Annotated in this window: 21 protein-coding genes and 1 pseudogene; 12 read left to right on the forward strand and 10 right to left on the reverse strand. The window is 58.2% G+C overall.

Going from position 1 to position 23,450, the window contains the following annotated elements:
- A pseudogene (locus tag DHN12_RS15590) lies at positions 1–346 on the forward strand (glycine dehydrogenase (aminomethyl-transferring)); the annotation flags it as partial.
- 37 nt (positions 347–383) lie between these two features.
- On the opposite strand, the gene DHN12_RS15595 reads toward DHN12_RS15590, so the two are convergent.
- Complete coding sequence (locus tag DHN12_RS15595) at positions 384–1,583, reverse strand: cytochrome-c peroxidase (protein ID WP_306418408.1); 1,200 nt, start codon at positions 1,581–1,583, stop codon at positions 384–386.
- An 84-nt stretch (positions 1,584–1,667) separates the two neighbouring features.
- Between DHN12_RS15595 and DHN12_RS15600 the strand changes: the two genes are divergently transcribed.
- Positions 1,668–2,138 (forward strand): tetratricopeptide repeat protein, encoded by a 471-nt coding sequence (locus tag DHN12_RS15600; protein ID WP_108861201.1) that lies wholly within the window; start codon positions 1,668–1,670, stop codon positions 2,136–2,138.
- Positions 2,139–2,170: 32 nt separating this feature from the next.
- On the opposite strand, the gene dctP is transcribed toward DHN12_RS15600, so the two are convergent.
- The 6 genes from dctP to DHN12_RS15630 are packed head-to-tail and all read right to left on the reverse strand — an operon-like array spanning position 2,171 to position 7,746.
- The gene (gene dctP, locus DHN12_RS15605) at positions 2,171–3,232 is read right to left on the reverse strand and encodes a TRAP transporter substrate-binding protein DctP (RefSeq protein ID WP_108861052.1); all 1,062 of its coding nucleotides are present in this window, start codon (positions 3,230–3,232) and stop codon (positions 2,171–2,173) included.
- A gap of 24 nt (positions 3,233–3,256) precedes the next feature.
- Positions 3,257–4,546: a TRAP transporter large permease gene (locus DHN12_RS15610; RefSeq protein ID WP_058279679.1), complete on the reverse strand. Its 1,290-nt coding sequence runs from the start codon at positions 4,544–4,546 to the stop codon at positions 3,257–3,259.
- On the reverse strand, positions 4,547–5,134 hold the full coding sequence (locus tag DHN12_RS15615) for a TRAP transporter small permease (RefSeq protein WP_108861053.1): 588 nt from the start codon (positions 5,132–5,134) through the stop codon (positions 4,547–4,549).
- Between the two features lie 52 nt (positions 5,135–5,186).
- A complete protein-coding gene (locus DHN12_RS15620; RefSeq protein ID WP_108861203.1) occupies positions 5,187–5,702 on the reverse strand; it encodes a flavin reductase family protein in 516 nt (171 codons plus the stop codon).
- Positions 5,702–6,592: an aldo/keto reductase family oxidoreductase gene (locus DHN12_RS15625; RefSeq protein WP_108861054.1), complete on the reverse strand. Its 891-nt coding sequence runs from the start codon at positions 6,590–6,592 to the stop codon at positions 5,702–5,704. The genes DHN12_RS15620 and DHN12_RS15625 overlap by 1 nt, the downstream gene beginning before the upstream one ends.
- Positions 6,592–7,746, reverse strand: coding sequence for an LLM class flavin-dependent oxidoreductase (locus DHN12_RS15630; protein WP_108861055.1), 1,155 nt, complete (start codon positions 7,744–7,746; stop codon positions 6,592–6,594). Before DHN12_RS15630 ends, DHN12_RS15625 begins: the two co-directional genes overlap by 1 nt.
- 106 nt (positions 7,747–7,852) lie before the next feature.
- On the opposite strand from DHN12_RS15630, the gene DHN12_RS15635 reads away from it, so the two are divergent.
- From DHN12_RS15635 to DHN12_RS15655, 5 genes are all read left to right on the forward strand, one after another.
- Positions 7,853–8,563: a GntR family transcriptional regulator gene (locus DHN12_RS15635; RefSeq protein WP_108861056.1), complete on the forward strand. Its 711-nt coding sequence runs from the start codon at positions 7,853–7,855 to the stop codon at positions 8,561–8,563.
- 12 nt (positions 8,564–8,575) lie between these two features.
- Positions 8,576–9,673, forward strand: a complete 1,098-nt coding sequence (locus tag DHN12_RS15640; protein WP_108861057.1) for a Gfo/Idh/MocA family protein — start codon at positions 8,576–8,578, stop codon at positions 9,671–9,673.
- Positions 9,674–9,832: 159 nt separating this feature from the next.
- A complete protein-coding gene (locus tag DHN12_RS15645; RefSeq protein WP_108861058.1) occupies positions 9,833–10,987 on the forward strand; it encodes a phosphoserine transaminase in 1,155 nt (384 codons plus the stop codon).
- A gap of 58 nt (positions 10,988–11,045) precedes the next feature.
- The gene (serA, locus tag DHN12_RS15650) at positions 11,046–12,641 is read left to right on the forward strand and encodes a phosphoglycerate dehydrogenase (RefSeq protein WP_108861059.1); all 1,596 of its coding nucleotides are present in this window, start codon (positions 11,046–11,048) and stop codon (positions 12,639–12,641) included.
- Positions 12,642–12,759: 118 nt separating this feature from the next.
- The gene (locus DHN12_RS15655; RefSeq protein ID WP_108861060.1) at positions 12,760–13,497 is read left to right on the forward strand and encodes a metallophosphoesterase family protein; all 738 of its coding nucleotides are present in this window, start codon (positions 12,760–12,762) and stop codon (positions 13,495–13,497) included.
- Here DHN12_RS15655 and DHN12_RS15660 read toward each other — a convergent pair.
- The 3 genes from DHN12_RS15660 to DHN12_RS15670 all read right to left on the reverse strand — a co-directional run bounded on the left by DHN12_RS15660 (position 13,484) and on the right by DHN12_RS15670 (position 17,174).
- Positions 13,484–15,001 carry a malonyl-CoA synthase gene (locus DHN12_RS15660; protein ID WP_108861061.1) on the reverse strand — a complete coding sequence of 506 codons (1,518 nt, stop codon included), beginning with the start codon at positions 14,999–15,001 and terminating at the stop codon, positions 13,484–13,486. The genes DHN12_RS15655 and DHN12_RS15660 overlap by 14 nt on opposite strands.
- An 83-nt stretch (positions 15,002–15,084) precedes the next feature.
- Complete coding sequence (locus DHN12_RS15665; RefSeq protein WP_108861062.1) at positions 15,085–15,789, reverse strand: GntR family transcriptional regulator; 705 nt, start codon at positions 15,787–15,789, stop codon at positions 15,085–15,087.
- Between the two features lie 29 nt (positions 15,790–15,818).
- Positions 15,819–17,174 carry a formimidoylglutamate deiminase gene (locus tag DHN12_RS15670; protein ID WP_108861063.1) on the reverse strand — a complete coding sequence of 452 codons (1,356 nt, stop codon included), beginning with the start codon at positions 17,172–17,174 and terminating at the stop codon, positions 15,819–15,821.
- 81 nt (positions 17,175–17,255) lie between these two features.
- On the opposite strand from DHN12_RS15670, the gene hutI reads away from it, so the two are divergent.
- From hutI to serB, 5 genes are all read left to right on the forward strand, one after another.
- Positions 17,256–18,461 carry an imidazolonepropionase gene (gene hutI, locus DHN12_RS15675; RefSeq protein ID WP_108861064.1) on the forward strand — a complete coding sequence of 402 codons (1,206 nt, stop codon included), beginning with the start codon at positions 17,256–17,258 and terminating at the stop codon, positions 18,459–18,461.
- Positions 18,461–19,996, forward strand: a complete 1,536-nt coding sequence (hutH, locus tag DHN12_RS15680; protein ID WP_108861065.1) for a histidine ammonia-lyase — start codon at positions 18,461–18,463, stop codon at positions 19,994–19,996. Before hutI ends, hutH begins: the two co-directional genes overlap by 1 nt.
- Complete coding sequence (gene hutG / locus DHN12_RS15685) at positions 19,996–20,814, forward strand: N-formylglutamate deformylase (RefSeq protein ID WP_108861066.1); 819 nt, start codon at positions 19,996–19,998, stop codon at positions 20,812–20,814. The genes hutH and hutG overlap by 1 nt, the downstream gene beginning before the upstream one ends.
- The gene (gene hutU / locus DHN12_RS15690; protein ID WP_108861067.1) at positions 20,811–22,493 is read left to right on the forward strand and encodes a urocanate hydratase; all 1,683 of its coding nucleotides are present in this window, start codon (positions 20,811–20,813) and stop codon (positions 22,491–22,493) included. Before hutG ends, hutU begins: the two co-directional genes overlap by 4 nt.
- A 68-nt stretch (positions 22,494–22,561) precedes the next feature.
- A complete protein-coding gene (serB, locus tag DHN12_RS15695; protein WP_108861068.1) occupies positions 22,562–23,440 on the forward strand; it encodes a phosphoserine phosphatase SerB in 879 nt (292 codons plus the stop codon).
- The last annotated feature ends 10 nt before the right edge of the window (positions 23,441–23,450 follow it).

Genomic DNA, 23,450 nt, shown 5'->3' on the forward strand with positions numbered 1-23,450 from the left:
GCCGGKGGCCGGCACCTTGATGGTCGAGCCCACGGAATCTGAACCCAAGGACGAACTGGACCGCTTCTGCGACGCCATGCTGTCCATCCGCGCGGAAGCGCAGGACATCATCGACGGCAAGATCGACGCGGAGAACAACCCGCTGAAAAACGCCCCCCACACGGTGCGCGATCTGGTCGGCGACTGGGACCGGCCCTATAGCCGCGAACAGGCCTGCTTCCCCCCAGGATCCATGGGCGTCGACAAATACTGGTCCCCCGTAAACCGCGTCGACAACGCATACGGCGACAGAAACCTAATATGCACATGCCCCCCAATGGACGCTTACGAAGAAGCCGCAGAGTAAAACGCGAAACAAACCCCCGCCTCAGCGGGGGTTTTTCTTAGGGTGCGAAGTCAGCGGGTACGCCAAAGGGTGGCGTGTCCACGCTGGTCCCGGTCAGCGCGTGCAGAAACGCGACAAGGCTGTTGATTTCCGTTTGCGATAGATTCACCGGAGCGATGTCGATTTTGCTGCGCACACGCTGCATCTCAAACTGGTCCTGCCAAACAACAAAATCTGCCTTTTGCAGCCATGGTACACTGGGTAATTGCGCCATTTCGGGTGCCCAGTTTGCGAAACTGGACACAGGGTCCAGGTGATGGCGGATCGTTCTTTCAAGGTCAGGAAAGGCGCCGTTATGGCCGTAAGGTGCGGTCAAGGCCACGTTGCGCAGCATCGGAGTACGGAAGCGATAGGCGTCCTCAAGCCGGTCACTTTCGCCCATCCGGCCCACGTCGCGAACATAGGGATCCCACTGCCGGGTACGACCCGGACCAAATGGGGGCAGGGCCAGAGCGTGGAATTTCTGATCGGACATCAGCGGGCCGGAATGGCAGTCAGAGCATTGCGCCTTTCCGTAGAAAAGGTTCATTCCGATCAGTTGGGTCGGCGACAGGGCATTTGTGTCCCCGGCCAGATACCGATCAAACGGGCTGTCGGTACTGCGCCATTCGGTGGCCATGAACGCCGCCAGCGCGTTGGCGATTTGTGTAATCGAGATGTCTTCGGTCGTCTCGACCTCGTCAAACGCGGCGACCATTGCCGGGCCATAGCGCGGATCGGTGCGGACGCGTTTGGCCAGGATCGGCCAGCCCTTGTCGATGCGATCATGGACCGCGCCCGTGACCTGGTTTTCAGCGACATTCCCGGCCATTTCGAATTGCGAGGTCAGTGGGAACAGCGCTTGCGCGGCCAGCAGTGAATTCAGCCCGTCAGGCAACCATTCCTGCGCAGGTGAGTTGAAACCATTGCCATAGACATCCGAAATGCTCAGGCGGCCATCATGAAACAGGGTGTGAATGTCCTTCGCCCCAAGGTTCCATAGACCCGGCGAATTGCGCGGAATACGTTTGTGGATTTTTTCCGCTCCGGTTCCAGGGGTTCGGTCTGGGCCGAGACCCTCACCACCCTCGCCAATACCTAGCGATAATCCGTCGGACGTGCCGAAATCCGGGTGATGGCAATGGGCGCAGGCGATGTTCTGATTGCCGGACAGGATCGGATCGTAAAACAGTTGATGACCGATGGTGGCCTGTTCCATATCAAAGGCGATGAAGTCATTATCCGTCAGCGGACGCGGTAAATCATGCGCCGCCGCCGCACCGACGAAAAGGAAAGCAGCCCCATGCGCGAGTTTGTATTTGCACTTTGCTGTCTTGCGACCCCGGCGCTGGCCGAACTGGAGCAGGCCCGTAATATGATGGAGGCCGGCGCGTTCGAGGCCGCGCGCGAGGAGCTTTGGCCAGCCGCCCGATCGGGCAATGCCGAGGCAGAGGAACTGATTGGCGTGATGTACGGCCTCGGGCTGGGGGTCGAGCAAGATTATGAAAGGGCGTTTGAATGGTATCTGCGCGCCTCGATGAAGGGTCATCCCGGGGCGCAATCCGGTGTTGGCTGGTATTACGAACTGGGCCTTGGCATGCCCGCGCCTGATTTGGTTCGGGCTTACATGTGGTACACGCTCAGCGCCATTGGCGGCGATCCCGATGCGGCGATCAGCCTTGAGGAAGTGGTCAAGAAAATGTCGCCGGAGCAGATCGAAAGGGCGCATGTTCTGGTCGATGACTACAAAGGGTGGATGTACCCGTTTCGGTAAAAGGCCGGGCCAAAAGCCCGGCCCAGAGTTGCTTAGTTCAGGTCCGCATCGCGGGATGCGTTGATCTCACCTTCGGCGATGGACACGGCCTCGGTCAGCGCGGCAAAGATTTGGTCACCACGGGCAACGTTGGACTGGAACCACTCGTAAACCGGTGTTGCTGCGTCTTTGAACGCGGCTTTCTGTTCGGGAGTTGGAACGTACAGATCACCACCACCTGCGACGAAATCTTCATAGGCCTGGATCGACTTGCGCTTGGGCGACGCAAAAGTGGCTTGCTGCAGGGCATAGAACCCATCGACCACAACACGGCGTAGTTCCTCGGGCATCTCCTGGAACTTGGCGTTATTCATCCACCACAGCGCACCCATGTAGGCGTGGCCGTCCAGCGTGACGTATTGCAGACCGGCATCCGGGAACTTCATGCCCATGATGTCGGTGATGCCGTTCTTGGATCCCTCAACAACGCCAGTCTGGAAACTGGTAAACAGTTCCGGCCACGGGATCGGGGTAGGTGACGCGCCCAGAGCCTTGACCAGTTCCTGTGGCAAGTCGGCGACTACAGTACGAATTTTCAGGCCTTCCATGTCGGCGGGTTCAGCGATCCGGCGTTGCGTGTTCGCGAAGTTCCGCCAGCCACCGGTATTGCCGATGGTCATTAGGCGGATCGCACCACCGGAATCCTCCAGCGCCATCTCGCGCATCGTACGGGTGAAGTCACCGGACAGAACACGCTCGGCTACGCGATCATCCGCCATCAGGTAGGGCAGGTCGAGAACCTGCACATATGGGAAGATGCCCGACGCGCCACCAGAGGTGGAGATGTAGATGTCTATTGTGCCATCAGCCACACCCTGCAAGCATTCGGCGCCATTCGAACAGAGTTGCGTACCAATGAACAGCTCCACCTCGATCGCGCCGTTTGAGGCCGCTTCGACATAGTTCTTGAAAACGATCAGACCGTCATAGTCCTCGTCGTTTTCGTTTGAGTTTGCTGTGGCGCGCAGCGTGTAGTCTGCCGCCGTGGCCGCGATGGCCGATGCGGCAACCAGCGACGTCGCTAAGGCTGCTGTTTTGATAAATCTTCCGAGCATGCGTTTCCTCCCTGTGATACTCAGTCAGTTTGCAAATCCCGTTATGCGCGGGATCGTCATGGATAGTGCGGGGATATAGGTGATCAAAAAGATCACTATGATTTCGACAGCCAGAAACGGCAGGATCGCCTTGGCGATTGTCTCGACCTTTTCGCGCGACACGGCGGCGGCCACGAACAGGACCAGCCCCATTGGCGGCGTGGCCAGACCAACGGTCAGGTTGACGCTCATGATGATGGCAAAGTGGATTGGATCGACGCCCAGGCTGGTGAAGATCGGGGCCAGGATCGGGCCAAGGATGATGATCGCGGGACCCGCGTCCAGGAACATGCCGACGACAAAAAGCAGCAGGTTAATCAGGAACAGCAGGATCAGCGGGTTTTCTGACAGGCTGAGGATCAACTCGGCCAGTTGTTCGGGCGCATGGCTGAGACTGACCACGGTTTTAAAGGCCATCGCCGCGCCGACCAGTAACAAAACGACGGCCGAGGTCAGACCCGCATTGCTGAGAATTTCAGGCACCTCTTTCAGCGTCAGCGTGCGCAGGACAAAAAAGCCGATGAGGAACGCATAGCCGACGGCGACCGCCGCGGCCTCGGTTGGGGTGAAGATACCACCCAGAATACCGCCTAGAATGATGACAGGCGTCAGCAGGGGGAAGAACGCTTTGAGGCTGGCCTGTCGGCGCTCGCCCCAAGTGTATTTTCGGCTGGCGACGGGGAAGTCGTATTTGTCGGCCATCACCTTGATCATCAGCATCAAGCCGACGCCGACCATCACGCCGGGCACGATGCCGGCAAGAAACAGCGCGGCCACGCTTTCGCCCATGACATAGGCGTAGATGATCATGATGCCTGATGGTGGAATGATTGGACCAATCACCGAACTGGCCGCTGTGATTGCGGCGGCGAACTTGCGGGTATAGCCCTGTTTTTCCATCGCTGGGATCAGCATTGAACCCAGCGCCGACGTATCGGCCACGGCTGAGCCTGACAGCCCGGCAAACAGGATCGAACTCAGCACATTCACATGGGCCAGACCGCCGCGAAAATGCCCCATCAGCGCCTGACTGAATTCAACCAGACGAATGGTGATGCCGCCGCGGTTCATCAGCTCTCCGGCCAGCATGAAGAAGGGGATGGCCATCAGCGGAAAGCTGTCCATGCCGTTATAGACATTGCGATACAGCAGCGTGATGTCGGCCGTCTGACCGTTCAACCACAGAAGAATGCCTGGCGCAGCCAGCAATGCGAAAAAGACCGGCAGACCAATCAGCAGAAACACCAGAAATGTAGGCAGGAACCATATCAGCATCTATTCGGCCCCCACAGGTGCATCGGCAATGTCTGGCAGCAGATGACTGCCGCCCAACAGGGTCACGACGGCGCGCAGGATAAGCTCAATATTCACTGAAATCAGCAGGATGACCCCAACTAACAGAGAGGCCATCATCCAGCTGCGCGGGATGCGGTACCACTCGTCAAACCCAAAGGACGTTGGCAAATACAGTGCAGCGGTGGCGAACTTGCCGCCAAACCCGGTGACCTCGGACCAGCCGATTTTGACGGCCACCAGCAAAACGGCCAGCGAAACCAGCAGCAGCAGGATGTTCAGGGTTTGCCCAATCCCTCGCGGCAGCATCAGGGGCACCATGTCGATGGCGACAAACCCGCCGCGCCGAAATGCCGTGGGGGCCATCAGGCCGGTCATCCACAGCATGCAGAACCGAGCAGCCTCATCCGGCCAGGGCAGCGCGTTGCCCAAAACGTATCTGAAGAACACCTGTATCAGGATTGCGATTACCATCAGTGCAATCGCAACGACACCAACCGCGCGGCCCAATCGCAGCACGGCTTCATTTACAAACGCGATCGGCGCAAGCACCGACGTCAATCCGCCCATGCGGGTCCTCCATTTTCAGCCGCGAGAGTTCCCCGCGACAGTTATTCCGCGCTTACTGGTGCGCGAATTGGCCGAGCTTTCCGGCGTAGAAGGTCAGTGCGTCTCCCTCTGCCATACTGGCACGCAAAACCTTTCCAATAACGATAACGTGGTCGCCGGCATCGTGATACGCGTGCTGTTCACACTCGAAACGCGCCAGGCAATCAGGCAGCAGCGGGGTTCCGTTTTCACATCTGCCGTGGTCGATACCTTGAAGCGCAAATGCATCTTTCGAGCATCCGAAGCATAGCTCGGCCTGTTCCGCCGACAGGACATGAACGCTGAAATGCCGTGCCTCTTGGAAGTAACGGAACCGGCGAGAGTTGCGGTCTCCCGCCCACATGATCAGTGGTGGATCGAGAGACAGGGACGAGAAACTGTTGGCCGTGATGCAGACCGGCCCGTCTGTGCTGTCACACGTAACAACGGTGACACCGGTGGCAAAACGACCAAAAGCGTCGCGCAGGGTTCGGGTGTCCTCCCTGTGGGGAACGAATGTGTGGCTCATGTCCTTTGAGATTGCATTCATCATGGTACCTCATGCCCCAGTGCCGCCTCGTACAGGCGGAACCAGCTTTCGCGATCCAGATTGACTTTCAGTGCGTCGGAAATGCGTTTGATCCGGTCCAGATTGTTGGTGCCCAGAACCGGCAGGATGCCAGCGGGGTGCGCCAACAGGAACGCCACGGCGACAGCGGCGCGATCCACACTAAACTCTTCGCCGATTTCATCCGCAACAACCCCGACCGGAGGGTTTCCGGCCATTAACAACCCACCACCCAGCGGCGACCAGGCCATCACCGGCTGACCATGCTGCTGATGAAAGGCCAGATCACCATTGGTAAAGGGGCTGATCTCGCCCAGCGAAATCTCGATCTGGTTGGTGACCAGTTGGGTTTTCATTGCCGATTGCAGCAGTTTCCAGTCCCATGGACGGAAATTGGACACGCCAACAGCGCCGACCTTGCCGCTGGCGACAACTTCGTCCAGCGCGGCACCTGTTTCGTGATGATCCATGAAGGGATCGGGGCGGTGAATCAGCAGCAAGTCGATATGATCGATGGCCATTTCGGACAGCGATGTCTCAACCGATTTCAGGATATGCGCGCGTGAGGTGTCGTAGTATTTCGCCTTCGCGTCCGCATACCGCCCCATCGGCGCGACGATGTCACATTTGGTGACGATCTCCATCTGTTTACGCAGGCCCGGATTGGCGCGCAAGGCATTGCCCAGAACGGCCTCGGCTGCGTATCCGCCATAGATATCGGCCTGATCGAAGGTGGTGATGCCCTGATCCAGACAGGCCTGAATCTTGGCTTCGACATGGTCCGCCGATGTATCCGTATCATCGCCCAGCCGCCACATGCCATAGACAAGGCGGCTCATGTCCAGCGAGTCAGATAGTTTTACACGTTGCATCAGCGGCGAACTCCATTGCCCAGCGGGGTGGCCGGGGTATTTGCTGGAACCCTTCCGTAAGCTTCGGGAAGGGAACAGGTTTTTAGGTTAGGCATAACACGGCTGCCAAAATGGCGGGCCTCGTCCATGTGGGGATAGCCCGAGAAGATGAAGGCGCGGATGCCCATCTTCTGATATTCTTCGATCTTGGACATGACCTGATCGGTTGAACCGACCAGTGCCGCGCCGCACCCGGAACGTGCACGACCTACACCAGTCCACAGACCGGGTTCGACATAGCCATATTCATCCGCCAGATCGCGGTTCTTTGCCTGATGCGCAACGCCCAGAGACGTTGCATCCAGTGCGCGTTCTCGAATTGCCCGGCCGTATTCATCATCCAGTTTTGAGACGATGTAATCCGCGTATTCCTGCGCTTCGGCCTCGGTGTCGCGAACGATCATGTGGACGCGCAGGCCGTAATCCAGAGTGCGGTTGTAGTTTTCCGCAACCGCATGCACGGCCTTCATCCGTTCGGCCAGTTGATCCTTGGTTTCCGGCCACATCAGATAGACGTCGCAATGCTCACCGCACAAATCCAAGGCGGACGGGGAATAGCCCCCGAAATACAGCAGCGGCCCGCCGGTTTGATAGGGTTTCGCTGGGTCGGTCGTCAGGCCCGAAAAGTTGTAGACCTTACCGGCATGGTTGATCTCATCCTGCGTCCAAACCTGTTTCAGGATTTCCACCACTTCACGCGAACGCTGATAGCGATAGGCGCTGTCGGCTTTCTCGCCAGGAAAATCGGATGAGATAATGTTGACCGTCAACCGCCCCTTTAGCATGTGATCCAGCGTTGCGATGGTACGAGCCAGCATAATCGGTTGCATCTCGCCGCAGCGCACAGCGGCCAGCATGTTGATTTTTTCAGTGATCGGCGCGCATCCCGCCACAAAGCTCAGCGTGTCCTGACCGACCTGATAGGACGACGGGCAGAGGATATTGCGAAAACCCTGCGCTTCGGCCTCTTTCACGATGCCCGAGCAGTGATCCCAACTGGATCGAAGGTCGCCGTCGGGCATTCCAAGAAACTGGTAATCGTCCGAACACAGCGCCGCGAACCACGAAACCTCGGCCGCATCCAGATCGGGTGAGGTGATGGGGACGATGGTCATCTGATTCGTTCTCCGCAGGGCTATGACTTTCCTCTTGCGTAGCAATCACATTGATGTAGATCAATGGTGTATCAATTTTTCCTGCGACCGAGTGAAGCGCCAAAAGATGTCTTCTGCCAACCGAAACCCGAATGCGCTGCCAGTTTATGTTCAGATTGCCGAGCTTCTGATCCGCGACATCGCTGCCGGTCGCCTGATCGATGGCGAGCGCTTGCCGCCGGAAAGAGATCTGGCAGCCGAACTGAAAGTATCGGTAGGGACCCTGCGAAAATCGCTGGCTGAGCTTGAGAAAAAAGGGATGCTGGAGCGTATTCAGGGATCAGGGAATTACGTACGCGAGACCGGAACGCAGAACAGCGTCTATGCGATGTTCCGTCTTGAACTGCCTGAAGGCGGTGGGTTGCCGCGGGCAGATATCCTCTCGGTCGACCACCTGAAAAAGCCTGTGGATCTGCCGCGCTTTGGTTCGTCGGAGATGGGATCGCGGGTGCGTCGGATGCGCTACCTGAATGACACAATTATCGCGGTTGAAGAGATCTGGCTGGATGAGTCCGCTGGTTTAGTTGATCGACAGCTGCTGTCGGACTCGCTTTATCGGTACTACCAGCACCAGTTGGGGTTCTGGATAACACGGGCGGAAGACAGGGTTTCGCTTGGAGTGCTGCCAGATTGGACGCCCCCTGATTTCACCAGGCCAGCCGGAGAAACGGTTGGCTACATCGAACGGTTCAGCTGGTCGGAAAAACCCGAACCGGTTGAGTTTTCAAAAACATGGTTCGACCCGGATCGAGCCACCTATGTCCAACGACTGAAGTAAAAGGAACTGCGCATGACCCGGACCATTCACTACGGGCTGATCGGATGCGGTATGATGGGGCAGGAACACCTGCACAATATTGCCCTGCTGGACGACACGCGCGTTTCAGCGATCTTTGAGCCTGACGCTGAGATGGCGAAGGCTGCGCAGGCGATTGCGCCTGATGCGGTGATGGTGTCTTCAGTCGAAGAATTGCTTGCGGTCGACGATCTGGACTGCGTCGTCATCGTTAGCCCCAACCACCTGCATGTGGATCAAATCGAAGAGATTGCCCGGACGCGCCCGTTGCCGTTGATGGTAGAGAAACCTCTTTTCACAGATCCGGTGGATGCGGCGCGGCTTGAGGCGCTACAGCGCGACTATCCGCACCCAATCTGGGTTGCGATGGAATACCGCTATATGCCGCCCATTGCCGCGCTGATTGCAGAGGCTGAGGCCACGGGCGGCGTTAAGATGCTGTCGATCCGCGAACATCGGTTTCCGTTTCTGGAAAAAGTCGGGAACTGGAACCGGTTCAATCGCAACACGGGCGGCACCTTTGTCGAAAAATGCTGCCATTTCTTCGACCTGATGCGTTTGATCCTGCAATCCGATCCGGTTCGCGTTACAGCCAGCGGCGGGCAGGCGGTCAACCATCTGGACGAGACCTATGAGGGCGAAACGCCCGATATCCTTGACCATGGCTATGTCATCGTGGACTTCGCCTCGGGCGCGCGTGCGATGCTAGAGCTGTGCATGTTTGCCGAAGGATCACGGTATCAAGAGGAAATCTCGGCCGTTGGGTCAGACGTCAAGATCGAAGCGTTGGTGCCAGGGCCGGGGCGGTTCTGGCCGGAATTTCTTGGCACGCCGCCGGTCCCGCAGATCATTGTCAGCCCACGTGCCCCAAAAGGTCCGGTCACCAAAGAAATACCCGTCGATCCGCGCCTGTTGGCCGCCGGGGACCACAATGGTTCAACTTTCTACCAACATCAGGGGTTCTTAGCTGTTCTACGAGGCGAAAAGGTACAACCTGACGTCACCCTGAACGATGGCCTTTGGGCCGTGCGCATCGGTTTGGCGGCGCAACAGGCATTGGAAACCGGAGAGACTGTGCGCCTCTCATCTTGATGCCGATAGGAAACCCGCGTTCCAGATACGCACATAATCGGGTGTCGTTTTTGGCACCCGATGCGTCTTTTCCGCTTGCTGGGCGTCGTTCGAGGCAATAGCTCTGTCTGCGGGACACCCCTCCCCAACGAGGGGCGTGTATCTGTAAGGGTAATACACATGAGCATTAAACAACCGGCGACGCGGCCGGCAAATCCGCGTTTTTCCTCGGGCCCCTGCGCCAAACCCCCCACATTTGATCTGACCAAACTGGCCGATGCCGCGCTGGGTCGATCGCACCGTGCAGCTGTCGGCAAGGACAAGCTGAAGGCCGCAATCGAAGGCACGCGTGAGGTGCTGGGTATTCCGGCGGATTACAAGATTGGGATCGTTCCCGCCTCGGACACCGGCGCTGTTGAGATGGCCCTGTGGTCGCTGCTGGGCGAACGCAAGGTCGAGATGTTGGCATGGGAAAGCTTTGGCTCTGGCTGGGTGACCGACGTAGTCAAGCAGCTGAAGATCGATGCCGAGGTGAAGACGGCGGATTACGGTCAGCTCGTTGATCTTGCCTCGGTTGATTTTGCCAATGATGTTGTCTTTACATGGAACGGCACCACCTCGGGCGTCCGGGTTCCTAATGGCGACTGGATCGCGGATGACCGTCAGGGTCTGACGATCTGTGACGCAACCTCGGCTGCGTTTGCGATGGACCTGCCCTGGGACAAACTGGATGTGACCACATTTAGCTGGCAGAAAGTGCTGGGCGGTGAAGCGGCGCACGGGATGTTGATCCTGAGCCCCCGTGCAGTGGAGCGGTTGGAGAGCTACACCCCCGCATGGCCCCTGCCGAAGATTTTCCGCCTGACCAAGGGCGGCAAGCTGATCGACGGTATCTTTACCGGTGCAACGATCAACACGCCCTCGATGCTGGCGGTTGAAGATTACCTTTTTGCGCTGGACTGGGCGCGCTCGGTTGGCGGTTTGGAGGGCCTGATCGCCCGTGCGAATGCCAATGCCGGTGCGGTTCACGCGTTCTGCGACCAAAACGACTGGATCGCCAATCTGGCAGAAGATGTGGCGACACAGTCGAACACTTCGGTCTGTCTGAAGTTCACCGACGCACGCATTCAGGACGGTGCGACATTCGCCAAGGCTGTGGCCAAGCGGCTTGAGGCCGAGAGTATCGCATTGGATATCGGCGCCTACCGAGACGCACCCGCAGGCCTGCGCATCTGGTGCGGTGGCACTGTTGAAACCTCGGATATCGAGGCGATGTTGCCCTGGCTGGCATGGGCCTTTGAGGCCGAGATCGCGGCGCAGACAGAAGCCGCCTGACCCTTTTTACCGGGCCGTCTCAGGCCCGGATTTTTCATGACATTCAAGGACCACAAACATGGCCCCCAAAGTACTCGTATCCGACAAACTCAGCGAAACCGCCGTGCAGATATTCCGCGACCGCGGCATCGACGTGGATTTCATGCCCGATCTGGGCAAGGATAAGGACAAGCTGGCCGAGCTGATTGGCCAATACGACGGTCTGGCTATCCGCTCGGCCACCAAGGTTACGCCGACCTTGCTGGAAAAAGCCGACAATCTGAAAGTCATCGGTCGCGCTGGTATCGGCACCGACAATGTCGATAAGGATGCCGCGTCGAAAAAGGGTGTGATCGTCATGAACACGCCGTTTGGCAACATGATCACCACCGCCGAACACGCAATTGCGATGATGTTCGCCGTTGCGCGTCAAATCCCCGAGGCCAGCACGTCGACCCATGCAGGCAAATGGGAAAAGTCCAAATTCATGGGCATTGAGCTGACCAACAAGACCCTCGGCGTTATTGGCGCGGGCAACATTGGCGGTATTGTCTGTGAACGCGCGCTGGGCCTGAAAATGAAGGTCGTCGCCTACGATCCCTTTTTGGGCGAAGAGAAAGCCGCCAAGATGGGCGTCGAAAAGGTCGAGCTGGACGAATTGCTGGCCCGCGCAGATTTTATAACTCTGCACGTGCCGCTGACCGACCAGACGCGCAATATCCTGAGCCGTGAAAACCTGGCCAAGACCAAGCCTGGCGTGCGCATCGTCAACTGCGCCCGTGGTGGTCTGGTCGATGAAGAAGCGCTGGCCGAGATGCTGCAATCCGGCCATGTTGCAGGGGCCGCGTTTGATGTGTTCAAAGAAGAACCGGCAAAGGACAACCCGCTGTTCAATTTGCCGAACGTCGTCTGCACGCCGCACCTTGGTGCTGCAACGACCGAAGCGCAGGAAAATGTTGCCCTGCAGGTGGCTGAACAGATCTCGAACTATCTGCTGACTGGCGCGGTGGAAAACGCGCTGAACATGCCCAGCGTCACCGCCGAAGAAGCCAAGATCATGGGTCCATGGATCAAGCTGGCCGGTCACCTGGGTAGTTTCATTGGTCAGATGACCGATGAACCGGTTAAGGCAATCAACATCCTGTACGACGGTGTCGCGGCTGAGATGAACCTGGCTGCCCTGAACTGCGCCGTGGTTGCCGGGATCATGAAAAAGTTCAACCCGGAAGTGAACATGGTGTCGGCCCCGGTTGTAGCGAAAGAGCGCGGGATTCAGCTATCGACCACCAATCAGGACAAGACCGGTGTCTTTGACGGCTACATCAAGGTGACTGTGGTAACCGACAAGCGCGAACGCTCGATCGGGGGTACGGTTTTCAGCGATGGCAAACCGCGCTTTATCCAAATCAAAGGCATCAATATCGACGCCGAGGTCGGTGCCCATATGCTCTATACCACCAACGAAGACGTTCCGGGTATCATCGGCGCGTTGGGTCAGACCATGGGCGAGAACAACGTAAACATCGCTAACTTTACCCTGGGCCGTGCCGAGGCAGGCGGAGAAGCGATTGCGCTCCTTTATGTGGACGAACCGGTACCGGCTGAAGCGCGGGCCAAGCTGGCTGAGACCGGGTTGTTTACCCAGATTAAGCCGCTGGAATTTGACGTGGCCTGAGTTTTGGTCCGAAAATTGTGACCTTGGCGATGCCCGTGCAAAAATTGTGCGGGCATTGCCTTTTTTCTGCACCCAAGTTGTTGCACAAGGTGATTGACATATTCAAAGAGGCACCGTTTTGAGCACCCCAATATACGCGGTCGGCGACATACATGGTCAGTTGGGCATGCTGCAAGCTGCACTTGCCCGGATTGAAGTCGATGGCGGCCCTGATGCGCGGATAGTGTTTTTAGGCGACTATGTGGATCGTGGCCCGAACAGCCGCGAGGTGCTGGATCTGCTGATTGAAGGGCGCAAGGTGGGGCGGAACTGGGTCATGGTCAAAGGCAACCACGATCGGATGATGTCGCGTTTTGTTCAGCATTGCGAGATTGCAGATAGTCGTCTGCCAAGCACTTTGAACTGGCTGGACCCTCGTTTGGGTGGCCGGGAAACGCTGGCCTCTTACGGCGTTGAGGTGGTCGACAAAGACCGGGTTCTTCAGGTAAATGAATGGGCAAGGGCCGCGGTGCCCCAGGAACATATTGATTTTGTGAATGACTTGCCTTTGTATCATCAGGAAGATGAGCTTTTGTTTGTGCATGCAGGCATTCGACCCGGGCTTCCGTTAGAATGGCAAGCCGAAGACGATCTGGTCTGGATACGCCAGGAATTCCTGCACGACGCACACCCGCACCCTTGGCTGATTGTGCATGGGCACACACCCGTGGATGCGGCGGAGCATTGCGGCAATCGTGTCAATCTGGACGCAGGGGCAGGTTATGGTCGACCACTGGCCACAGCCGTGTTCGAAGGGCGTCAGTGCTGGTTGCTGACGGACGCTGGCCGGGCCCCGTTAGAGCCTAATCCGCGGTAAACATATCTTTGTAAAGCTCGCGCAAGGCGTTCTTTTGCACTTTCCCCATGGTGTTTCGGGGCAGCTCATTCAGCACGATCAGTTGGCTGGGGTGTTTGAACCGCGCCAGTTGGTTCTGAACGCTGGCCATAATGGCATCAAGGTCAGGCGCTCGGCCCGGTTCTGCAACCAGAATACCCAGAACGGTTTCGCCGAAGTCAGCGTGTGGTACGCCAATCACGGCGCTTTCCAGTACACCGGGCTGGTCGTCCAGCACCAGTTCGACCTCCTTGGGGTAGATGTTGAACCCGCCCGAAATGATCAGGTCCTTGCCGCGACCCACGATGTGTACGTAACCATCCGCATCCACGCGCCCGAGATCACCGGTGATAAAGAACCGGTCTTCGCGCAATTCCGCAGCGGTTTTTTCGGGCATTTGCCAATAACCTTCGAAGACGTTTGGTCCGCGCACTTCGATCATTCCTATCTCGCCTTGCGGTAATGCCTCGCCGGTTTCAGGGTTGGTTACCTTTAGTTCGACACCCGGCAGCGGGAACCCGACAGTTCCTGCGCGACGTTCACCGTCATAAGGGTTCGAAGTGTTCATATTGGTTTCAGTCATCCCATAGCGTTCCAGGATGCGGTGTCCGGTTCGGTCCTCGAACCGTTCATGCGTCTCGGCCAGCAGGGGGGCCGAACCCGAGATGAACAACCGCATGTGCTGCGCCAGATCACCGGTGAACCGATCATCCGCCAGCAATCGGGTATAGAAGGTCGGCACGCCCATCATCGAGGTCGCATTGGGCATCAGGCGCAGGATGTCATCCAGATCAAATTTCGGCAGAAAGAGCATCGACCCGCCTGAGGCCAGAATGATGTTCGTCGCTACAAACAACCCGTGGGTATGAAAGATCGGCAAGGCGTGCAGCAGCACATCATCCTGCGTAAACCGCCATTCGTCCACCAGCGTCTCGGCATTGGACAGCAGGTTGGCGTGCGTCAGCATCGCACCTTTGGAGCGCCCGGTCGTGCCAGAGGTGTAGAGGAATGCGGCAAGATCACCTTCGGTTCGCTTGACTGGTTCGAAGGCAGGAAGCATACCCAATGCCCGCCGCATCAAGCTGCCCGACCCATCTGCGTTGAGCGTCTCTAACCTTGCGTTTTGCGCCTCGGCGATGGGCGTCAGTTCCGCTTGTTTGGCGGTGTCGCAGACCACCAGCGCAGCCCCACTGTCTTCGATGAAATAGCTGAGCTCGCCGGATGTGTAGGCCGTGTTCAGCGGCAAAAAAATCAACCCGGTTTGAGCGCAGGCCGCATAGAGTGCCAGCGCTTCTGGTGACTTTTCTACTTGGACTGCGACCCGGTCTCCGGGCTCAAGCTCGTACCCGTTCAAAGCGTTTGCGATCCGCGACGCCATGTCCAAAAAAGCTGAATGGGTGATGGTTTGGCCGTCAGGCAGGTGAAGAAACGGCGTATCCTTGCCCGCATGGATACCAAACAACCGATCGTAGAGCGGGTTACCCATCTCATACTTCCTTCTCGCAGGACCAGATTGCCCCGAATCTGGCGTGGATTAGAGGCACGGTAAAGCGGAAATCGAAGTCAGGTTTAGAATTGAGTGGTCATTCGGTACCCTGCGGTGAAGTACATCTTTGAAAAGGTGACCGGCTGGCCCTCAAGCCATGTGATCCGCTCGCCCGTAAACACCGGCTCATCTATGGGCAGGTCCAAGAACGCGGCCACCGATTCATCGGCGCGACTGGCCAGGAAACTCAGTTCGACATTGGTGAAGGGAACGGTCTGTATGAGCCACTCATTCGGGCCTATTGAAGCGAAATCCGCGTTCACCACCTGCGGAACTGAGTCTATGACGATCCACCGGTCTTCGTATTGAAACGGTGTATTGCCGTTAAAATGCATGCAGCGAACATGCATCACGTGTTGGTCCGGTTTCAGCGCCAGTCTTGCGCACAGCCATTCGGGCGCTCGCTCGGCAACAGACGAGACCAGCGCATAGCGATAGATTCCGCCCAACGCCTCAACCTCGTCCCGCACCATGGGGATCGTGAAGCGGGCCTGCCTTTGCGGCGCACTTAGAACCCGCGTTCCGGCTTTGCGTCGGCGTTCCAGAAACCCCTCATCGGCCAGTTCCCGCAAGGCACGGTTCACAGTCGTCCGCGTGCACGAGAATTCGACGGCAAGATCCTGTTCGTTGGGCAGCAGCGAATCCGGCTGCCACTCACCCGACCGAATGCGCGCCAGCACGGTTTCCTTAATGTCCCTGTAGCTGGTAGTTTCGTTCGATTGGGTCATGGTGCCTCTGGTTACCTGAATAGGTGCGTTTAGACGTCTGCCAAAAGATCGGCAATCGCCGACCGGTACGCGGGAATGATCCGATCCCGTTCGATGTGTCGACCTTGCTGCACCATGTGGCGCCCCGCCGACCAAAGATCCGTCACCAGCCCATCCGGCGCTGCAAAGCATAGACCGTCCAGCACCTGTTCGTCAGTCAGTGCGCAGATCGTGGGATGAGATCGGTCGATAGCCACAAGGTCGGCCAGCTTGCCGACGGCGATTTCCCCGGCATTTCGTTCCAATGCCTGCGCGCCCCCTTGTACGGCCCCTGTATATAACGCCTGGCCGACCGAGCCTTCGTCTTTGATCATAACCGTCCGCGCATGGTCCCGCAGGCGTTGGGAATATTCCAAAGTCCGCAGTTCCTCAGGCAGAGAAATCCTTACATTAGAGTCTGATCCTACGCCAAAGCGACCACCTTCTTCGACATAAACTGCACCGTTGAAAATACCGTCGCCCAAATTCGCCTCGGTAATCGGGCACAACCCGGCAACGGCGCCAGAACGCGCAACGGCGCGTGTTTCGGCATCTGTCATATGAGTTGCGTGGATAAGGCACCACCGATCATCGACGTCGACATGGTCCAGCAGCCACTCGACCGGCCGCTGTCCAAGCGCAGCCTCGACATCGGCCACTTCCTTCAGTTGTTCGGCAATGTGGATGTGGACGGGACCATCCTGAGTGGCATTCAGAACCTTGCGCAAATCGGCAGGCGATGTTGCCCGCAGAGAATGCGGGGCGATTCCGATCACAGAATCCGCATGCGGTGGGGCCAAACGGCATTCCTCGACCAGGTTCAGCAACTGATCCACAGAATTGCTAAAGCGTAGCTGACCGTCCGCCAAGGGTTGTTGTTCGACACCGCCGTAGGTGTAGAGAACCGGAAGGTGCGTCAGCCCGATTCCAGTTTGGGTGGCTGCGGCAAATATGCGTTGACTCAGTTCCGACACGTGGTCGTAGCGCCCGCCGCCCGGCTGGTGATGGACATAGTGAAACTCACCGACCGAGGCATATCCGGCCTCTTGCATCTCCAGATAGACCAAAGCGGCAATGGCCTCTACGTGGTCCGGCGTCAATTTGTCCAGAAACCGGTACATCAGGGTGCGCCAGGTCCAAAAGCTCTCGCGCCCAGCGGCGCGCACTTCTGTCATACCGGCCATAGCGCGCTGAAAGGCGTGGCTGTGCAGGTTTCCCAAGGCTGGCAGCAAGACATCAACCTGTGTGTCTCCGGATCGCGCAGTCGCTTGTGATTCCAAGCTTTGGATCTGACCGTGCGCGATCTCTACCCGCAAGTTACTGATCCAATCAGAGCCTAATAAAGCCGTTTTCGCATGGATGGTCATCGTATTTCCATTTTGTGTAGACTTTAAACTTTTATACGTATACGAAAAATCTAACGACAAAGGGAGCCCAAAAGAATCGATATGGCCAAAAAATCTGTCCTTTTGAGCACGCGAGTGGCGACCATGGACGATGGCGCCGAACCTTATGGGATGGTTCAGGACGCAGCACTTGCTGTTGATGGTGAGAAAATTGCCTGGATCGGGTCTCGGAATGCACTGCCTGCTGACTACTCTGACTGGCCGACCGTGGACTATGGCGACCGGCTGATAACGCCGGCGCCAATCGACGCCCACACCCATGTCGTCTTTGGTGGTAACAGGGCGGTCGAGTTCGAAATGCGCCTGAATGGTGCCTCATATGAAGAGATTGCGCGCGCAGGTGGTGGAATTCTGTCGACTGTCACAGCGACCCGTTCGGCCAGCGAAGAGGCCCTGTTAGAGGATGCCCTGACGCGAGTGGACGCCCTGCTGACTGAGGGCGTGTCGTGCATCGAGGTCAAGTCGGGCTATGGTCTGGACACCGATTCAGAGCTCAAGATGCTGCGCGTCGCACGTCGGATCGGCGAGGTGCGCCCGGTGCGAGTGAAAACAAGTTTTCTAGGAGCACATGCGGTGCCGCCTGAGTTTCAGGGGCGCGCCAATACCTACATTCGCGATCTGTGCATCCCGACTCTGCGTTTGGCGCATGAAGAGGGGCTGGTGGATGCCGTTGATGGCTTTTGCGAGGGGATCGCCTTTGATCCGTCTCAGATCGCCAAGGTCTTCGATGTGGCGAAAGAATTGAATCTTCCGGTCAAGTTGCATGCAGAGCAGCTTTCGAACCTCGGAGGGGCAGCCTTGGCGGCTTCGTACGGGGCGTTGTCGGCAGATCATATCGAATATCTGGACGAAGCGGGAGTGGCCGCCATGGCACAAGCCGGAACCGTGGGCGTGCTGCTGCCCGGGGCGTTCTATACGCTGCACGAAACGCAGGTGCCGCCGGTTGAACTGCTGCGCCAGTATGGGGTGCCGATTGCGCTGGCGACGGATTGCAACCCAGGCTCGTCTCCTTTGACGTCGCTTCTGCTGACCATGAACATGGCCTGCACCTTTTTTCGCCTGACGCCGGAAGATGCATTGGCTGGCGTGACTCGCTATGCGGCGCAAGCCTTGGGCCTGACCGACAATGGCACAATAACTGAAGGCAAACGCGCGGACCTGACGGTATGGGACATCACGCACCCAGCCGAACTGTCCTATCGGATCGGCTTCAACCCGCTGCACACCCGCATTTTCGGAGGATTGTAATGAAGACCTTGTCGCTTGTGCCCGGTCAGGTTACGCTGTCGGATCTGTCCGAAGTGTATTGGTCGCAGCCAGTAGTATCGCTGGATGACGGGTGCAAACCCAAGGTGGAGGCTGCAGCCAATCGCATTCTCGAAGCTGCGGCCGGGGAAGACCCGGTTTATGGCGTTAACACCGGGTTCGGAAAGCTGGCCAGCCACAAGATCGCGGCCAAGGACACTTCGACTCTTCAGCGCAACCTGATCCTGAGCCATTGCTGCGGCGTTGGTTCGACCGTGCCACGCCGTGTGACCCGGCTGATGATGACGCTAAAGCTGTTGTCCTTCGGACGTGGAGCATCGGGTGTGCGTTGGGAGCTGATCGAACTGCTGCAGCAGATGCTGGCCAAGGGTGTGACCCCGGTTATTCCGGCGCAGGGGTCGGTCGGGGCCTCTGGCGACCTTGCGCCTCTGGCGCATATGACAGCCGTGGTCATTGGAGAAGGTGAAGCCGAGGTTGACGGAACCATCCTGCCGGGGGGAAAAGCGCTAAAATCAGCTGGATTAGAGCCTATTCAACTCGGTCCAAAGGAAGGGCTTGCCTTTATCAACGGCACGCAATTCTCGACTGCTTTTGCGCTGGCCGGTTTGTTCGAAGCCTGGCGTGCAGCGCAAAGTGCGCTGGTCATCTCGGCCCTGTCGACGGATGCGATCATGGGGTCGACCGCGCCCTTGCAGCCCGAAATCCATACCCTGCGAGGGCACCGCGGCCAGACCGAAGCCGCCAGCGCCATGCGTGCCACACTGGCCGGGTCCGAGATCCGCGAAAGCCACCGGGATGGCGACACACGCGTTCAGGACCCTTATTGCATCCGCTGCCAACCGCAAGTCACCGGCGCGGCCATGGACGTCATGCGCCAAGCGGCCACCACGCTTGAGATCGAGGCGAACGCGGCCACCGATAACCCGCTGGTTCTGACTGAGGCGGGTGCCATCGTTTCAGGTGGAAACTTTCATGCCGAACCTGTGGGCTTTGCCGCAGACATGATTGCGCTGGCGGTGTCCGAGGTCGGCGCGATTGCGCAGCGGCGCATTGCCTTGATGGTCGACCCGACGCTCAGCTTTGATCTGCCGCCGTTCCTGACGCCTGATCCCGGCCTGAACTCGGGTCTGATGATTGCCGAAGTCACGACCGCCGCCTTGATGAGCGAGAACAAGCACCTTGCCAATCCTTGCGTGACTGACAGCACACCGACCTCGGCCAACCAGGAGGATCACGTGTCGATGGCTGCACATGGCGCGCGGCGTCTGACGCGGATGGTCGAAAACCTGAACTACATTCTTGGTGTTGAGTTGCTTTGTGCCACTCAGGGGGTGGAGTTCCGCGCACCGCTGGCAACCAGCGAACTGTTGCAACGGGTCATGAATAGGGTGCGGGCAGAGATCCCAACACTGAACGAAGACCGCTATTTGGCACCCGATCTGGAAACGTCCAAGTGTTTGGTGGCTGAGGGTGACATCCTTGGGGCAGTGGGTGCCCAGATGCCGGGGCTGTTCTGATGCAGGTGTTCAGTGTTCAGCGCGGGAATGGTCCGATTGTGCTGGGGCAGCCCCATGGCGGAACTTATGTGCCAGACGAAATAGCGGCCCGTCTGAATGACAACGGGCGCGGATTGGCCGATACGGACTGGCACATAAACAGGTTCTATAAAGAGACATTGGATGATGTCACGGTCGTGCAGTCGCACGTTCATCGCTACGTCATCGACGCTAATCGTGATCCGTTCGGAGCCTCGCTATATCCGGGCCAGAATACCACCACACTTGTGCCTCTGACCGATTTCGACGGGCAGCAGATCTGGAATGACGGGCAATCACCATCCGAGGATGAAGTCGAAGATCGACGGCGCAAATACCACGCACCTTATCACGCTGCCCTTCTGGATGAACTGAACCGCGTGCGGGACCGGCACGGAGTGGCGATCCTGTTTGATTGCCACTCGATCCGGTCGCTCATCCCGTTTCTGTTTGAAGGTGAGTTGCCAGAGTTCAACACTGGAACCAATGATGGGCTGACGTGTGACACGGCCATTGAGCAAGTCGTGCACGACGTTGCGAGCAAGGCCCAAGGGTTCACTTCGGTCCTGAATGGCCGGTTTCGCGGTGGATGGACCACCCGCCACTATGGTCGCCCTTCTGATGGCATACACGCCATCCAGATGGAGATCGCGCAGCGGGCTTACATGGACGAGACACCCCCGTGGACATGGCGCGAGGACCGTGCTGCGAACCTGCGCCCTCATTTGACAACTATGCTGACCCGCCTCAACGATCTTGCCCTCTCGGGCGCATTGACCAGACAAGGAGCCCAGAAATGAGCGATCCGCGCAAAAACACTCGCGACATCTATCCGCCGACCGGCCCCGAGTTGAACACCAAAAGCTGGATGACCGAGGCCCCACTACGGATGTTGATGAACAACCTGCACCCAGATGTGGCCGAGAACCCGCACGAACTAGTCGTCTATGGTGGCATCGGACGCGCGGCCCGCACGTGGGAAGATTTCGACACTATTGTTGCCGGTTTGAAGGATTTGGAGGAAGATGAGACGCTGATCGTCCAGTCCGGCAAGCCGGTCGCGATCATCCGCACGCACAAGGATGCGCCGCGGGTGCTGATCGCCAATTCCAACCTCGTCCCACATTGGGCGACCTGGGATCACTTCAACGAGCTCGATAAGAAGGGCCTGATGATGTACGGCCAGATGACCGCTGGTTCGTGGATCTATATTGGGACGCAGGGTATCGTTCAGGGCACCTATGAGACCTTTGCCGAGGCAGGGCGTCAGCACTACGACGGTGACCTGACAGGCAAGTGGATTCTGACCGGAGGTCTGGGTGGAATGGGCGGCGCACAGCCGCTGGCGGCCGTGTTCGCAGGCGCCTCATGTCTGGCTGTTGAGTGTAACCCGGACAGCATCGATTTCCGCCTGCGGACCAAATACCTCGACGAAAAGGCCGAAACGCTGGACGAAGCGCTTGAGATGATCGACTGCTGGACCAAGGCGGGCGAAGCGAAGTCGGTTGGTCTACTGGGCAATGCGGCTGAGGTTTTCCCCGAGATCTACGCCAGGATGCAGGCGGGCGGGATGCGTCCAGATATTGTTACCGACCAGACCAGCGCGCATGATCCGATCAACGGCTATCTGCCATTGGGCTGGACCATGGGCGAATGGCGCGAGAAGCGTGAAACAGACCCTAAAGAGGTGGAAAAGGCCGCTCGCGCCTCGATGAAGCAGCATGTCGCGGCGATGGTGGACTTCTGGAATGCGGACGTTCCGACGCTGGATTACGGCAATAACATCCGGCAGGTCGCGCAGGATGAGGGGCTTGAGAATGCCTTTGCCTTCCCCGGCTTTGTACCCGCTTATATCCGCCCGCTGTTCTGCAAAGGCATCGGCCCGTTCCGCTGGTGTGCTCTGTCGGGCGACCCCGAGGACATCTACAAAACCGATGCCAAGATGAAGGAATTGTTCCCCGAGAATGAGCACCTGCATCGCTGGATCGACATGGCACAGGAACGGATCGCGTTTCAGGGTTTGCCTGCGCGTATCTGCTGGATTGGATTGGGTGACCGGCACCGCGCTGGGCTGGCGTTCAATGAAATGGTCGCCAATGGCGAGCTGAAGGCGCCGGTCGTGATTGGACGTGACCATCTGGACTCGGGATCGGTGGCCAGCCCCAACCGCGAGACTGAAGCGATGCTTGACGGCTCGGACGCCGTGAGCGACTGGCCGTTGCTGAATGCGCTGATCAACACAGCCAGCGGGGCAACATGGGTATCTCTGCATCACGGCGGCGGTGTCGGGATGGGCTTTAGCCAACATGCGGGCGTGGTGATCTGTGCCGACGGCACCGAAGATGCCGCGCGGCGGTTGGAGCGCGTTCTGTGGAATGACCCGGCTTCGGGCGTTTGGCGCCATGCGGATGCTGGGTATGACGTCGCGAAGGATTGCGCGCGGGCCCACGGGCTGCGCTTGCCGGGTATTTTGGGCTAGTTCGAAACAGACTCTGGCGATAATGCTGCACCTGCGATATGCGCAGGTGAGCTTGCCGGAGATTGAATATGTACGTTGCCACCCTGTTGACCAACCCCGATGTGTCTAATCTGGATTTGTCGCTGGTCGAGTCCTTGCGGAACGCATGGGGCGGTGGTGAGATCGTTTGGCTCAGCCCGGATGAAGCTGCAGATTTCCATCTAAACGAAATGCCGGGCAATCGGTGGGATGTCTGGGCGGACCTTCAGCAAATGGGCGTGGATCTGGTTGTCCAACCGGCCGAAGGCCGGCATAAGAAGATGCTGTTGGCCGATATGGACAGCACCATGATCCAACAGGAATGCATCGACGAACTGGCGGATGAGGCCGGCGTTGGCGAACGCGTCAAGGACATTACCGCACGTGCGATGAATGGCGAACTGGACTTTGAAGGCGCGCTGACCGAGCGGGTTGGCCTGCTGAAAGGTCTGGATGAAGCAGTGATCGGCAAAGTACTGGACGAACGCATCACTCTGATGCCTGGCGGCAAGGAACTGGTCGCGACGATGCGCCAGAACGGAAGCTATGCCGCCTTGGTCTCGGGCGGGTTCACGGCGTTTACTGCGAAAGTGGCCGAGGTGCTGGGGTTTGACGAGAACCGTGCCAATACCCTGCTGGCCCAAGACGGAAAACTGACCGGGGATGTGGCGCGACCCATTCTGGGGCGACAAGCCAAGGTGGATGCCTTGGAACAGATCACCGCGCGATTGGGTCTGCGTGAAGAAGACGTTATTGCCGTCGGCGACGGGGCCAACGATCTGGGGATGCTGCACTGCGCGGGAACAGGGGTGGCCCTGCATGCCAAGCCCACGGTTGCCGAGCAATGCGAGGTTCGGATCAACCATGGCGATCTGACGGCACTGCTGTATATACAGGGCTATAGCCGCTCGGAATTCGTGTCCGGTTAAAGGTCTTCCC

The organism is Ruegeria sp. Alg231-54, from assembly GCF_900143525.1.
Lineage (GTDB): Bacteria > Pseudomonadota > Alphaproteobacteria > Rhodobacterales > Rhodobacteraceae > Ruegeria.